16 protein-coding genes, 1 pseudogene and 1 other annotated feature are annotated in these 14447 nt (G+C 53.6%); of the genes and pseudogenes, 1 reads left to right on the top strand and 16 read right to left on the bottom strand.

What is annotated here, in order from left to right; genetic code table 11:
* The 8 genes and pseudogenes from Q2B33_RS19220 to rpmG form a co-directional block, all read right to left on the bottom strand.
* Positions 1-692, bottom strand: a pseudogene (locus Q2B33_RS19220) (DNA-directed RNA polymerase subunit beta); the annotation flags it as partial.
* Positions 693-1195: 503 nt separating this feature from the next.
* Positions 1196-1567, bottom strand: coding sequence for a 50S ribosomal protein L7/L12 (gene rplL, locus Q2B33_RS19215; protein WP_296476655.1), 372 nt, complete (start codon positions 1565-1567; stop codon positions 1196-1198).
* A gap of 117 nt (positions 1568-1684) precedes the next feature.
* Positions 1685-2188 carry a 50S ribosomal protein L10 gene (gene rplJ, locus Q2B33_RS19210; RefSeq protein WP_296459551.1) on the bottom strand — a complete coding sequence of 168 codons (504 nt, stop codon included), beginning with the start codon at positions 2186-2188 and terminating at the stop codon, positions 1685-1687.
* Between the two features lie 46 nt (positions 2189-2234).
* Positions 2235-2367, bottom strand: a sequence feature (ribosomal protein L10 leader region).
* A gap of 216 nt (positions 2368-2583) precedes the next feature.
* Positions 2584-3273, bottom strand: a complete 690-nt coding sequence (gene rplA, locus Q2B33_RS19205) for a 50S ribosomal protein L1 (RefSeq protein WP_296459546.1) — start codon at positions 3271-3273, stop codon at positions 2584-2586.
* Positions 3274-3417: 144 nt separating this feature from the next.
* Entirely contained in the window at positions 3418-3843 is a 426-nt protein-coding gene (gene rplK, locus Q2B33_RS19200) for a 50S ribosomal protein L11 (protein WP_300767812.1), read from the bottom strand.
* A gap of 212 nt (positions 3844-4055) precedes the next feature.
* Positions 4056-4574, bottom strand: coding sequence for a transcription termination/antitermination protein NusG (gene nusG, locus Q2B33_RS19195; protein WP_300570148.1), 519 nt, complete (start codon positions 4572-4574; stop codon positions 4056-4058).
* 15 nt (positions 4575-4589) lie between these two features.
* Positions 4590-4799, bottom strand: coding sequence for a preprotein translocase subunit SecE (gene secE / locus Q2B33_RS19190; RefSeq protein WP_296459747.1), 210 nt, complete (start codon positions 4797-4799; stop codon positions 4590-4592).
* Positions 4800-5028: 229 nt separating this feature from the next.
* Positions 5029-5178, bottom strand: a complete 150-nt coding sequence (gene rpmG / locus Q2B33_RS19185; protein WP_251208665.1) for a 50S ribosomal protein L33 — start codon at positions 5176-5178, stop codon at positions 5029-5031.
* Positions 5179-5556: 378 nt separating this feature from the next.
* Between rpmG and fliD the strand changes: the two genes are divergently transcribed.
* Positions 5557-6855 (top strand): flagellar filament capping protein FliD, encoded by a 1299-nt coding sequence (gene fliD / locus Q2B33_RS19180; protein ID WP_296478454.1) that lies wholly within the window; start codon positions 5557-5559, stop codon positions 6853-6855.
* 120 nt (positions 6856-6975) lie between these two features.
* On the opposite strand, the gene Q2B33_RS19175 is transcribed toward fliD, so the two are convergent.
* From Q2B33_RS19175 to Q2B33_RS19140, 8 genes are all read right to left on the bottom strand, one after another.
* Positions 6976-7326, bottom strand: a complete 351-nt coding sequence (locus Q2B33_RS19175) for a transcriptional regulator (RefSeq protein ID WP_296459534.1) — start codon at positions 7324-7326, stop codon at positions 6976-6978.
* 118 nt (positions 7327-7444) lie between these two features.
* On the bottom strand, positions 7445-8311 hold the full coding sequence (locus tag Q2B33_RS19170; RefSeq protein ID WP_300570155.1) for a hypothetical protein: 867 nt from the start codon (positions 8309-8311) through the stop codon (positions 7445-7447).
* Between the two features lie 143 nt (positions 8312-8454).
* Positions 8455-8826, bottom strand: coding sequence for a hypothetical protein (locus tag Q2B33_RS19165; protein WP_296459528.1), 372 nt, complete (start codon positions 8824-8826; stop codon positions 8455-8457).
* The gene (locus Q2B33_RS19160) at positions 8823-9992 is read right to left on the bottom strand and encodes an SPASM domain-containing protein (RefSeq protein ID WP_300782393.1); all 1170 of its coding nucleotides are present in this window, start codon (positions 9990-9992) and stop codon (positions 8823-8825) included. The genes Q2B33_RS19165 and Q2B33_RS19160 overlap by 4 nt, the downstream gene beginning before the upstream one ends.
* Before the next feature lie 13 nt (positions 9993-10005).
* Positions 10006-10368: a hypothetical protein gene (locus Q2B33_RS19155; RefSeq protein ID WP_300570162.1), complete on the bottom strand. Its 363-nt coding sequence runs from the start codon at positions 10366-10368 to the stop codon at positions 10006-10008.
* Between the two features lie 214 nt (positions 10369-10582).
* Positions 10583-10933: a helix-turn-helix transcriptional regulator gene (locus tag Q2B33_RS19150; RefSeq protein ID WP_296478462.1), complete on the bottom strand. Its 351-nt coding sequence runs from the start codon at positions 10931-10933 to the stop codon at positions 10583-10585.
* A 244-nt stretch (positions 10934-11177) separates the two neighbouring features.
* Positions 11178-12572, bottom strand: coding sequence for a DnaJ domain-containing protein (locus Q2B33_RS19145; protein ID WP_300570166.1), 1395 nt, complete (start codon positions 12570-12572; stop codon positions 11178-11180).
* A 129-nt stretch (positions 12573-12701) separates the two neighbouring features.
* Positions 12702-14375 (bottom strand): Hsp70 family protein, encoded by a 1674-nt coding sequence (locus Q2B33_RS19140; RefSeq protein WP_300570169.1) that lies wholly within the window; start codon positions 14373-14375, stop codon positions 12702-12704.
* Between the last annotated feature and the right edge of the window lie 72 nt (positions 14376-14447).

Genomic DNA, 14447 nt, shown 5'->3' with positions numbered 1-14447 from the left:
TCAGCAGTGTCCTTGGTAAAGCTGGCCTCTATCTTGGGCTCATCGCCGAACACCTCCCGGATCTCGTCATTGGTGCCGATTCCCAGGGCGCGGATCAGGACCGTGACGGGAACCTTACGGGTCCTGTCCACACGGACATAGAAGACGTCGTTGGAGTCCGTCTCGTACTCCAGCCACGCGCCCCGGCTGGGGATTACGGTACAGGAGTACAGCCTCTTGCCCAGCTTGTCGTGTCCGATGGCATAGTAGATGCCGGGGGAACGCACCAACTGGCTTACAATGACGCGCTCCGCGCCGTTGATCACGAAAGTGCCGGTCTCTGTCATCAGAGGCAGATCGCCCATGAAAATCTTATGTTCACTGATCTCTTCTTTTTCTTTATTATAGAGGCGTACCGTTACCGTCAGAGGCGCCGCGTAGGTGGCGTCCCTCTCCTTGCATTCCTCGATGGAATACTTCACGTCCTTCTTGCTCAGCTCAAAGTCCACAAATTCCAGACTCAAGGAGCCGCTGTAGTCCGCGATGGGAGATATGTCGTCAAAGGCTTCCTTCAGGCCCTCGCTGAGGAACCACTGGTAAGAATTCTTCTGGACTTCGAGGAGGTCTGGCATCTCTAAGACCTCTTTTTGACGTGCATAACTCATACGCATGACCCTGGTACCGGCTGTCGGACGTATTCTGTTTTTCTCCATTGACACTTCACCCCGTTCTTTCCCTTTTTGCACCTATATGCCTGGCATAAACCAAAAAGCCTGTCACATTCCTTGAAACAGGCACGAAAAGATACTATGATGCCTGCATCACAACGCCTCACATCATCATGCACCACACCATAATACCAGCGCGAGTCTTGCGCCACATTTTTCATCGCACAATAGTGCACTATCCATAATATCACAAACAGTAAAAGGGGTCAAGTCTATTTTTAGAAAATTTAGGAAATTTTTAATCATTCCGTTTATCTGATTTTTGAGCAGGATTTTATTGCTATATATATACTGCATAACGCTGAATACTGCCTAATGCAATCAAGCGATTGAACCAGTCAGCGTTATGCAGTCTGGTTTCACGGCAAGTGAAATCGTTAAGCAGTATAAATTGAAGTTTAAAAAGAAAAGGCAGCCTTTTCTCTGGTACAAGGCTGCCTTTTATCCCGGCATACAGCCAAACGCATCTGGCATGTCTTTTGGCAGAATTATTTCAGAGTAGCCTTTGCGCCTACTTCCTCAATCTTCTTCTTGATCTCCTCCGCCTCTTCCTTGGAGACGCCCTCCTTCAGTACCTTCGGAGCGCTCTCGACGGCATCCTTCGCCTCCTTCAGGCCAAGGCCGGTGATCTCACGCACGACCTTGATGACCTTAACCTTCTCGGCGCCGACCTCGGTCAGCTCTACGTCGAACTCGGTCTTCTCCTCAGCCGCTTCTGCAGGGCCAGCTGCAGCAACCACAACGCCCGCTGCCGCGGATACACCGAACTCCTCTTCGCAAGCCTTTACCAGGTCGTTCAACTCTAATACGGTCATCTCTTTGATAGCATCAATCAGTTCCTGAGCTGTTAATTTAGCCATTTTATTATCCTCCATTTTCTATTTTGGTATTTCTGTGTCCCGGTTCCGTTCGCAATCTACGTATGCGCACACTCTGCATATGTGCGTACTCTGCATATGTGCGTACTCTGCACATTACTATGCGGCATCGCTGCTGCCGCCGTTCTTCTCCGCAATCTGGTTGATGACGCGCGCGAAGTTGGTGACAGGGCTCTGCAGGCTTCCCAGCAGTCTGGAAATGAGCACTTCCCTGGAAGGAATGCTTGCGATGGTCTCCATGCCCTTGGCATCATACACGGTGCCCTCGACCACACCGGCCTTGATTTCCAGCTTGTCGGCAGTCTTGGCGAACTCGGAGAGGATCCTGGCGGGAGCCGTTGCATCCTCGGTGGCGATTGCTACCGCGGTGGGGCCTTCCAGATACTCAGCAAGGCCTTCGAACTGCGTGCCCTTGAACGCGAAGTTCATGAAAGTGTTCTTGTACACCTTGTAGACGACTCCCGCCTCGCGCATGTTCTTGCGGAGCCTGGTATCCTGCTCTACAGTGAGCCCGCGGTAGTCTACCAGGACTACGGACTGGGCATCTTTGATATGAGCGGAAATCTCGTCTACGATGGGTTTCTTTAACTCAACCTTTGCCATTTCATTACCTCCTTATTAGATTTTGTGCCGATAAAAGAGGTTGGTACAATAGATATAAAAAACCTCCCCAAGATAGCCTTAGGGAGGAAATACTCTGTGCTGCACTCTTCTCCTCGGTAGGATTTACGCTCGGGGGTACCCCCTGCACCTACTGTCTTCGGCTTTTAGGACTTCTGTATCATATCATAAGGGCTGCTTTGCGTCAACCCTTATTTTTAATGAAAAATCTGCTAACAAAACTCGCTTCCCGTCATGCCTCGCAGCAGAACACAATCCCGCCCTCAGCCACACTCGGTGCCAAACCGGAAGAATGCCCGCACTTTGGGCATTCTTCCGTGTGCAATATAGATTTTCTTAGCGGACGTCCTTTGGCCGCTTAGAAAATCTTTGCACACTTAGAACTTCAGCACATTCACCTTCACGCCGGGGCCCATAGTGCTGGCCAGCGTGATGCTCCTCAGGTACTGTCCCTTCAGGGCGCTGGGCCTCGCCTTGACGATGGCGTCCATCAGGGCGTTGAAGTTCTGCAGAAGCGCCTCGTCCGTAAAGGAAACCTTTCCTACGGGCACATGCACGATGTTGGTCTTGTCCAGCCTGTACTCGATCTTACCGGCTTTGATCTCCTTGACCGCCTTGGTGACGTCCATGGTGACGGTGCCGGCCTTGGGGTTGGGCATCAGGCCCTTGGGACCCAGGACCTTACCCAGGCGTCCTACCACGCCCATCATGTCGGGGGTGGCCACCACTACGTCGAAGTCCAGCCAGCCTTCCTTCTGAATCTTGGGGATGAGCTCCTCGCCGCCTGTGAAGTCCGCGCCTGCGGCCTCGGCCTCCGCCAGCTTGTCGCCCTTTGCGAATACCAGCACCCTGACGGTCTTGCCGGTTCCGTTGGGCAGCACTACGGCGCCGCGAATCTGCTGCTCCGCGTGACGTCCGTCACAGCCTGTCTTGATATGCACTTCTACGGTCTCGTCAAATTTCGCGGCCGCGGTCTTCTTCACCAGCGCGATTGCCTCCTCGGGCTCATATGCGACGGTGCGGTCTACCAGCTTCGCAATCTCGTTATATTTCTTTCCATGCTTCATTCTTACACCCTCCTGCGCGCGTCGGCGCGCATACCAATCAAAATGTGAAAGGAACTTTCAGAATTGTCCCCTCCCAGGTTCAAGCGACAACCTTCCGTTGTCTCCCAATTGTCTTTGTCTGACGGCTCTGTGCCGGAAAACCGGCTACTCCTCGACCGTAACGCCCATGCTGCGCGCCGTTCCGGCAATCATGCTCATGGCCGCCTCCAGGCTGGCCGCGTTCAGGTCGGGCATCTTCATCTCCGCGATCTCCTGGAGCTTCGCCTTGGAGAGCGTGGCCACCTTTGTCTTGTTGGGCGCTGCGGAGCCTGATTTGATGTTGCAGGCCTTCTTGATCAGCACCGGCGCAGGGGGAGTCTTCGTAATGAAACTGAAAGACCTGTCTGCATACACGGTAATGACTACAGGGATGATGACATCGCCCTTGTCCGCCGTCCTGGCATTGAACTGCTTGGTGAACTCCACGATGTTCACGCCGTGCTGTCCAAGCGCAGGGCCTACGGGCGGAGCCGGTGTAGCCTTACCTGCAGGAATCTGCAATTTAATGTAACCTGTTACCTTCTTTGCCATTTTGGCACCTCCTTATTGTGGTGAGCCGCAATCGCCCGCCGATCCGGCCGGCCTCTCGCGGCAATCCGGCGCAGCTCCCATAAGCCAGAGCTGCTCCCACTCTGCTAAGCGTCCTGCCGCCATGCGCCAAAACGCCCTGCGGCCTCAAAGCCGCCATACGGCCCAAGGGCCGCTTTGTATCTAACCGCCCTTCCGGGCGGGGAATACCTGACTTAAAGCTTCCTGACCTCCGCAAAACTAATCTCCACAGGCGTCTCCCTGCCAAAGAGTTCTACGTTGATGGTAGCCGTCTGCTTGTTGTAATCAAGCTTCTGCACGATGCCGACGGTATCCTTCCAGATGCCCGCCACCACGGCGATGCTGTCGCCCTCGCCAAAGTCGATGGACACATTCTCCGTCTTGATGCCCAGAGGCTTCATCTCCGCCTCGGTCAGCGGCACAGGCTTGCTCCCCGGCCCCACGAACCCCGTGACGCCGCGGGTATTGCGGACCACATACCAGGTGTCGTCGTTCATCTCCATGTTGAGGAGCACGTACCCCGGGAACATCTTCTTCTGGACAGTCCTTCTGGCACCGTTCTTCATCTCCACCACATCCTGCAGGGGAACCCGCACCTCCAGAATCTGCTCCGCAAGGTGCTTGTTGTTCTCAATGGTCTTCTCAATGTTGGCTTTGACTTTGTTTTCATATCCTGAGTAGGTATGGACTACATACCATTTTGCCTCTGCCATGCAATCACCCTCGCCCTAAATTGATGTAATGAAGTTCACGCCGGTCTTCGCCACATAGTCCAGCAGCGCGATGATGACGCCCAGAACCACCGAAATCGCCACCACTGCCACGGACTGCTTCAAGGTGGACTGCCTGTCCGGCCATACGATTTTCTTGAATTCAGCCTTCACCCCTGTGAAAAAGCTGGGGCCGGCCTTCGCTTTCTTTTCCGCGGAATTTCCCATTTCGACCATGCCTTTCCCAAAGCGTAGCATAATACGCTTTGCACATTTATACTGCATAACGCTGAATGCTGCCTAATGTAATCATGCGAATGAACCAGTCAGCGTTATGCAGTCTGGTTTCACGGCAAGTGAAATCGTTAAGCAGTATATAATGCGCTCTGCACATGCACTTTGCGCATCCATAATGCGTCTTGCGCGCAGGATAGGATCCCACGCGGCCGCCCGGCTCTTATTTGGTTTCCTTGTGCAGCGTATGCTTCCTGCAGAACCTGCAGTACTTCTTGATTTCCATTCTCTCGGGATGGTTCTTCTTCTCCTTGGTAGTATTGTAGTTACGCTGCTTGCACTCGGTGCAGGCCAATGTGATTTTTGTACGCATTTCGCTACCTCCACATGTTCTTTAGACTCGCCATCTTATTTTGCTCGGCTTAAAAAATTTTAAGCATAAAAAAAAGACCTAAAACCTTATCTCGTTTCCCTACTATATCATAGAAATCGGACCGCGTCAACTGTTTTTTCGCGTTTCGACGCATAGGCCCCGCCTAGGTCCCGCCGGGTCATTTCGCCGTGCCATCGGGAGGTTTTCCGCCGTGTCTATAGCGGCGGCCGCGCCTCCTGGGCCCCCGTCTCCTGTTTTTCAGGAATTTATGCAGAATTTAACAGGTATGCTATTAAAAAAATGCAGATTCTGTCCGATATTATAAAAAATGGCAACGGATTGCCAGAATGGATACCTGTGAGGAAAGGAGGCCTGACAATGGGACCCGTCTTAAATACAGTATATAATAATTATGTCAGCACTTACGCGCCGAAGCCCCTGACCAAGTACGATACCCACAAGAAGAGCGAGCTCCGCAGCGTATACAACTCCATTGTCAAATTAAATAAAGACGAACCCTGGTATCTTCCCACTACCAGCAAGGATACGCAGCAGTACGCTGTGAATCTGAAGGAAAACGCCAGAGGACTGCGCAATACCATCGCGCAGCTCGGGGGGCTGGAGAAGGATGGGCTGTTCCGCAAGAAGAGCGCCTATTCCACCGACGAGGGCGTAGCCACCGCCGTATATGTGGGCTCCGAGGAGTCCAAGACGGAGGTGCCGGATTTCCAGCTTGAGGTGCATGCGCTCGCCACCACCCAGGAGAACCTGGGGCTGTTTCTGCAGGGCAACGGCCGTGCGGCGCTGCCGCCGGATACCTATTCCTTCGACGTGAACATCAACGACATGAACTATGAGTTCCAGTTCTCGGTGGGGGAGGGCGAGACCAACCAGCAGGTCCAGGAGCGCCTGGTCCGCCTGATCAACAATTCCGACATCGGCCTGCGGGCTTCCCTGGCGGAATCGGAAGGGCGCACCTCTCTGCGGCTGACCTCAGAGGCCACAGGGCTGGCTCCGGGCAGGGACTATATATTCGCTGTCAGCGACGACCATACCAGCAAGACCCACGGGGCGGTGGAATACCTGGGGCTGGACTATACCAGCCGGGACGCGTCCAACGCAAGCTTCTCTGTGGACGGCGAAGAGCTCACCTCCCAGTCCAACCATCTGACCCTGGGACAGCTGTTCGACATCCGCCTGACCGGAATCAGCCCCGAGGGGCAGCCCACGAAGATCGGCCTGAAGACAGACGTGGAGTCCCTCACCGACAACGTGTTCCATCTGGTGGGCGGATACAATGATTTCGTCAGGGCCGCGTCCTCCTATCTGGAGACCCAGACCAGGAGCAGACAGCTGATCAGGGAGATGAAGGGGATTGCCTCCGTATATGGCAGCTCCCTGGAGACCATGGGCCTGAACCTGGCGGAGGACGGGACGCTTGACATCGACAGGGACACGCTGCGGGAGACTGCCGCCGGGACCCAGGACATCAACGAGACCTTCGGTTCCCTGAAGAGCTTCTCCAACATGCTCCTGCGCAAGAGCGACCAGGTATCCCTGAATCCCATGGACTATGTGGAGAAGGTCATGGTGGCCTACAAGAACCCGGGGCACAATTATCCCAATCCCTACATCACAAGCGCGTACACGGGCATGATGTTCGATGGCTATTTCTAGCGTCTGATTTATTGGCGCCAAAGAAGGGAGTATCATTCGCGATACTCCCTTTTCATACCACTTGCCTTGCTTGACTATCTGACTACCCGATTACCTGACTGTCTATACCGACTACTTATCTTACTTGGTCTTTTTCCCCTTTGCCTTATACCTGTCAATCTGTACGAAGTCATCCATCAACTCCAGCACTTTGTCCCTGCCTGCCTGGTTCAGCTTCACATAATTCTGCATCACCCGGTTCTCCAAAAGCTGCGCTCCCAGCGACGTATCCCTCTCCAAAGAAGAGAAATCCACCGGGTTCAGGCTCAGCTTGTCGCACATCTTGATAACGGTTCCATAGGCCATGCCTTCAATACCGCGCTCCAATGCCGTCACCAAGGTGCTGTAGGGAATATTCATCTCCAGTGCAAACTGGCGCACGCTGCGATACTGCCCCAAAATTTCTTTCTTTAAAATTTCTGCTTTTGTCATTTCCTTCCTCCATATCAAGCATCAAATCAAGTGTATATTACTAATATACGATTTTCCGTATGCTTTTTCAAGGGGTATATGCAAAATTAATAAAGAAATTTGCATATTTTAGATTTTCTTAAGAATTGGGAGGCAGACCGTAAATCTGGACAAGCTCCAGGAGGCTGCTGCGGTACAGATCCTCCGGCGTGACCACGAATCCGCCGTTGCTGTCCAGGTCGTAGCCGAATTGATGGTAGGCGTACCAGACCAGATGGGCACACTGGGTGCCGGAAAGAGGCATCGTCCCCGCACCTGCTCCGCCGCTTTCAGTAAAGGCCGTAAGGCTGTAGGGCAGGCCGGTCAGGTGCTCTCTGGCATACGCTGCAATCTGCCGCCGCTCCTGCGCGGAGGCGCCTTTCAGCCGGAGCAGGGCGAAGCCGGGGTATTCCTCCCAGCTCTCCAGGCCGCAGATTCCGGAATCGCAGCCCGGCATGATGGCCTCCAGCGTCAGGCGTTCTTCGGCGTCCACCACGATGGCGGCATGGCCGCTGCGCCAGCCAAAGACATGGCCGTTGAAGGTGATGAGGATGTCCCCGTCCTGGACCGTAGGGAGAAAGTCAACATCATAGACTAATGAGCGGAAATTCGTCAATCTCTCGCTGCGGGTGAACAGGTTGCTGTGGCTGCACTCCACCTCGGCATCGGCGAAGAACCTCTGCTGGAGGCCCAGGAGCTCCTGCTGTCTGCCGGAGGCATAGAGCTGGTCTACGCCGGGCCTGGCCAGGCCTGTCTGGCGGAAGATGAGGACGTAGTCGGCTTCGGTCAGGTTTTCCTTCCGGAGAAGGGGCAGCAGATTCTCCTGCCCACATTCCGGCGCGTAGTGGGCAAAGGCCTCCGCCCGGGCAGTCCAGAGCGCAAGGGCGGCGGTGAGGGCGGCCAGGGTGCTCAGGGCGCCCAGCAGGAGGTGGGGTATACGGTTGGCTGGGGGTGTTCGGTTTTTCATCGGCAGACCTCTGCAGGGTTGGTGTCCTATTAGGGTCTGCGGAGATGGGGGAGATCATGCACTGCCCGGGGCGCGATTTTTTCTGTCTGGGCGATGCCCTGTCTGTGGTTATGTCCGATCCGGGGTACTTATCTGCTTCCGGTTCAATATGTCAAGTCTACATCAATGCCTACAAAGTTCCCATCTCCATTCTTCTCCAGGACCTTCCAGATCCCGTGCAGCACATCCACATATTCTTCTCCGAACATGCATTCAAAGTCAATCGTATCGCCGCTTATGACATAGCCTTTCTCCAGATATTCCCGGGCTTCCCTGAAGAGCTCTCCATCCTCGCTGAATCCGTTCTTGTCCGCGAATTCCCGCAGCTGCTCAAGCGTCTCTACACGCTGGCCCAGCAGGTTCTCCTCCACGTATGCGATGATTGCCGCTTTCTGCTGCTCTGTCAGAGCGCCTTTCCTGGCAAGTATGAAACTGCTGGAGCTCGAATTGGCAACAAAATCTGTCCGTATCTTCATGTCTGCTTTTCTCCTTGTTCTGTATTCAATGTTTCAATGTATCGGGCTTCGGTGTATCCGCTTTCCGTATATTGGTATATCTGTCTTCGAGATGTCTGTCCGCACAATACGATTTCCGGGCAGATAGGGCAACCTCCCATGCAGCTTTCCCTTTTGTCGCACTCAGGGCACGCGTCTGCCATGATTTTGCGGAATTCGCTAAAGCGTTGGCTGTTCCACGCCTCCTCAATCGTATGTTTCCGTAAATCCATTGCCCAGTGCATCTGCTGATTGTCAAAGCTGCAGGGAAGCATCTGCATATCCGGCGTGATGTAAGCTGACCACCGGCCACCCTCGCATGTATCAATGCTTGCCGGGTCGGTGGCCTTTGAGTACCGAAGCAGGCCGGGTACCGTACATGAGTCGAATCCTATTTTAAAGGGATACCCTCCTCTGTCAATCAACGCAAAGAATTCTTTCAGATGTTCGGTCCTTTCCGTTATGATATATTCCCTTGTCCCCAGCCCTACGGGCTTATACAGCAGAAAGACCACCGCATTGATGCCTTTGGGAAATCCGTCCTCTTTCAAAAGCCGGACCGCTTCTTTCAATGTCCTCGTGTCCAGCACATAATGGACATTCGTCCTGACACCGGCCTGAAGCAGGATGTCTATCGCCCTGTCTGTATAACGGCTCCGATACCAGCTTACCGCAACTGCCCCACAATATTTGCGGCACAGCTCTGCTATACCGGACGTCATTCCCAGTCCAGAAGTCGTAAAATTAGGCACAATCCCATGGCGGCGGCTATACGCCAGCATTTCCGCGAAATCCGGATGCTGGTCGGGGTCTCCTCTGCCGCCCAGAGCAAACTGGTATGTCCTCCCCCGGCATTCCTCCACAATCCGTCTGAAATCATCCAGGGACATATGGTTCTGGCGGATTTGCGGCCCGCTCTGATAGCAGTCGATTCCTGCTTTCTGGCACAATCCGCTTTCCCCGTGGCTGCAGCTCCCCATGATGCCGACGTCCAAAAGCTCCGGGAAGTCTGCCCTGAACGGGTCGATGCCCGTATCCTTTCCGTCTTTTAATATTCCTGTCCTAAAGTACAGGCCCGTATCCTCATCGAACGCTGAAAGGTATGGATATCGTTTTCCTCTGATATGGTGCAAACTGTTTTTCTCCATCTTAGCACCGCCGTCAATAATCCAGTGAGGTGTCGATGCCCGCAAAAGATTCGGAATCCGCTTTCTCCAGGGCTTTCCACAGGCCTTTCATCAGATATTCAATCTCATTCCCCTCCTCAAAGGAGACATAGCCGGAATATATGGACAGCCCCTGGTTGATTCCTGCCTGCATCCGTGTCCGCTTCTCGTCATTGATTCCATACTCCCGGGCATATCCGTCCAGTTCTTCCCGAGAGGAAGCCACCTTCTCGCCCAGCATCCTGGACACTACGAAATCTACTATAGCGTCCTTCTGGCGTTGCGACAGAGCCTCCCTTCTGGCAATGATAAAACTGCTGCTACTGGAATTTGTCACATAGTCCGTCCTAATCTTCATCCTGTGTCCTCCTTGGTTTATAGGTGCTGCGGCAGGCTTCTGCCGACTGTTCCCTTTTATTATAGATAAGCCCACAGAGGATGTCATTCAGTTTACAACTGAAAGGCGGGCCTCTCAGCCCGCCAGTTCTTCTATATAAACGGCATTTAATTCTTGCCAGTCGCATAGCACAGCCAGTCATGCCGTTTATCCGGTTTTTGGCAAGATTTAATCGCTACATATATAATCTGTTAGCATATACAAAAATACGGCCGTTCGCACTTTCGGTCTCCGTGCTCTCCAATTCCAGCGGAACCCAGCACTCCCCCGCCATATCTACTATCATCTCGTCCATGGGGACACGCAGGAGCCTGCTGAGGCGGTACATATTGTCCAGACTTGGCAGGGTCTTCCCCGCAAACCAGGCGTAGACGGACTGGAAGGAGCCGATGTACAACTCCTTTTGGATTGTCTTTACCGTGATTTCACGCCTGTCGCAGAGGCTTTTCAGCCTGCGGCCGGTCAGTTTCATGTCTATGCCCATTGTCTTGTCGGGGATGTATTTCAGCATAATGAGTCTGTGCATGCGCATATGTCCTCCTGCCGCAGCGGCTGCTGTCCTGGGGCACTATTTTGTAACACAAAAAAGGCAGTGTACTATGCTCTCTGCCTTTTCCTGTCGGAAGAACATACCCATTTTATCTTTTGTATATGGGTTGGTACATGCTCTGGGTATAGGTCTTCCTAATTGAATATTTTATCATAAATTCGGTGATTCTGCAAGTATTTTTTCATGTCCGGGCTACCATATCCCAGCCAATCCCAACAGGCTACCTCCCTTTTCCACAGCAATTCTTATATTTCCTGCCGCTCCCACAGGGACAGGGCTCATTGCGCCCGATTTTTCTGCCCTGACGGACGAAGGTTCCTGTCTCCTGGCTGTCCCACTGGACCTGGGCCGCGCGCCTTTCCGGATAGAGCTCATAGTAATGCCCGCATTTGAATTTCCGTTCCATTTTTCCGTACTCCGCCAACACGGCGCCCAGTATATGCCCTTTATTCGCCCTGCTTTGGCGCAACATCTCCCAGACATCCGTACCGCACTCATAAATGTTCGGATATTCCTTTTTTAAGAGCTCCAGCTCTCCGCGCTGGCTGGGCCACGCCTCCAGCTGGCAGAGAAATGCGTCCACCTGCCTGAACCGGGCGTACTCTTCAAAATCTTCCTCCAGATACTCCATGTCATCCAACAGCACAAAGGCCTTTATGGTCAGCTTCATTATTTCACTGAACCGCTCATCCTCTATGATCTCATAGGCCTCGGCCATCTCCTCCGGCATATCCTCCGGAGAATCGATTGACAGCAGCTCCCGTATCTGACTGACCAGCTCGCGGATCTCCTCCCCTTCTTCCGTGACGGTCGCCGCACAGGCACCCAACAATATTCCCATCAGCTGTTCTTCGTAATCATGGATCCGGTCTCCGACCTGATTCAGGAACGCGCTGAATTTTTCCGCGACAGCCCCAATGGGGAACGGCTCCGCGCCATGAATCGTGAACAGCCCTGTATACGCCTCCAATAACTCCGGTATCATCTGATTGATTTTTTCGCACGGAACAGAGTCTATCAGCTCCGTCAAAATCCCGGCAGCCTCATCATACCGCTCCCGGCTGAAGCAGCACAGACTGTACAGGGTCATGAAATCCGTCTCACGCCATCCCTCTTCATAGACCTTTTGAAACATATCATATGCCTTCCGCCCAAATCCTCTCATATGATATGCCTTCGCCAGCTCGCTCTGATAATAGACCTTGTCCGGATAACGCTTCACCAGCTTCTCATACGCCCTGACGCCCTTTCCGGTCCTGCCGTCCAGTATGCTGCACCTTGCATACAGATAGAGGAAGCATTCTACCTCCTGGTAGTATCCCATTCCCTCCTCCGCCGTCCTGGCCGCCCTGTCATATTCCCCCTCCTGCATCAGCCGCTGGATCTGATCGAACATGCTCAGCGCAAATTTGTCATCCGCCGGGAATTCCAGCTGGATGCCATTTTCCGGCTTGTCCTTTTCCTCCAGCAGCCTCTCATAGGCCGCCCTGATTTCCTGGAACTGTTCCGGATCTTTTTCCGGGGAATGCTTCCTTATCAGTTTGAAGTATGCCCTTTTGATCGCTTTCTCGTCCGCATCTTCACCGATGCCGAGTATCTCATAGTCTTTTCTCATCCCTGTTCCTCTATGCATATTAACGATTGCTGAAGCCTGCCATGAATGCCCTCTTCCTTGCGCCCGACTCATGAGCGTAAGAAGTGTCTTCCGACCTTTCCTGATCTGCAAAAGACATCATGGCAGCTTTCATCGCTCGTGAGTATAAACCTGCAGCTTCCCCTCAAATTCCTCTGCCTGCTCCTCATCCTCCTCCAAAATCGCCTTTTTCAGATAATACAGCAGCTCTTCCGCCCTTTTGTCCTCCTCATGGTCCTTGACCCACTTCTCGGCGCGCCTGACGGCGGATCTGTATTCCCCTGCCAGCTCTGAGGATTTCCAGCCGCTGACATCCACCCGCGCTTCTTTCGTGTCCAGCATGTTGATTTCGATTGAGGCCTCTTGCCCGGTGCTCACCACTATACCTGTCACATGGAGCATACCGTTCTGATTGTAGGAGAAAGAGACATCGATGGATTCTTCTCCGGCAGCCCTGCCCGGAATGCCTTTCAGGGTAAACTCGCCGATATGATGATTATAGCGGACCGAGGAGGACTCTCCCTGATAGACCTCAATGACAGCTTCCGTCTGTCCGTCCCCTGAGGTATAGAATCTCTGCTTTTTTGTAGTCGGTATGGTCTTGTTCCGGGGGATGATGACACTCATGTAATCCTGGTCGAAGCCGTGGATCGAGCGAACGCCCAGCGTATACGGGTTCACATCTGTCATCACGATCTCGCTGCTCTCGTCGATCAGCCCCGATATGATGGCCGCCTGTACCGCAGCCCCCTGGGCCACCGCATAATCCGGATCCACTGACCTTTCCGGCTTCTTTCCAAAGTACGCCTCGATATCCCTTCGCACCAGGGGGACGCGGGTGGAACCGCCCACCAGCAGGATCCTGTCAAGCTCCTCTGCCTGGATGCCGCTGTCCGAAAGCACTACGTCAATGGGCTTATGGGTGCGCTCCACCAGATCCTGTATCAGCTCCTCGAACTTCGCCCGCGTCACGACCTCATCCATGGCATAGGGGACATCGTTTTTCACCGTGAGCACCGGGAGCTGTACCGTGTAGCTCTCCTGGGTGCTCAGCGCGATTTTGCAGCGCAGCGCCTCATCTCGCACCCGCGCCATGGCATACAAATCCTCCGACAAATCGATTCCATGCTTTTCCCGGAACTGTTCTGTCAGATATTGGATCAGACGCTCGTCAAAATCCTTCCCGCCCAGCTTATTGTCTCCGCTGCTGGCTTTTACCTCAAGCACGCCCTCGAACATTTCCAGGACCGTCACGTCAAAGGTGCCGCCGCCCAGGTCATAGACCAGCACATGGCTCTCCTCCTCCATGTGCTCCAGCCCATAGCTGAGCGCCGCTGCCGTGGGCTCGTTGATGATTCGGTCTACCAGGAATCCCGCTGCCCTTCCGGCCTCCATGGTCTCCTGGCGCTGCAGCTCGTCAAAATATGCCGGTACAGAGATGACTGCGCGGGTGATGTCCGCATCGAGGTATTTTCCCGCGTAATTTCTGACATAGGATAGAATCATTGCGGAAATCTCAACCGGAGAATACTGCCGCTTTCCCATGGCGACCATCTCGTCCGTCCCAATCAGGCGCTTCACTTCCCTGACCGTGCGGTCCGGCGCCAGCAGCAGCTGCGCTTCCGCCTTTTCTCCGACGACTACATTTCCGGAATCATCCAGTCCCACCACGGAGGGCGTGACTTCCTTTCCATCGAAGTTGAGCATCAGGACAGGCTTCCCGCTGCGGTACACGGCCGCCTCCGTCGTGGACGTGCCCAAGTCGATTCCTATGATTGTATCCATCTGTTTATCTCCTTTTGTTTTTCTCCCTTAGGAACTGCCGCAAAATAACATTACCATTTAAAGCCCTTGATA

The organism is uncultured Acetatifactor sp., assembly GCF_948601915.1.
Taxonomy (GTDB): domain Bacteria; phylum Bacillota; class Clostridia; order Lachnospirales; family Lachnospiraceae; genus Acetatifactor.
The sequence above is the reverse complement of the archived record's forward strand: the minus strand, read 5'-3'. Positions and strand labels throughout refer to the sequence as shown.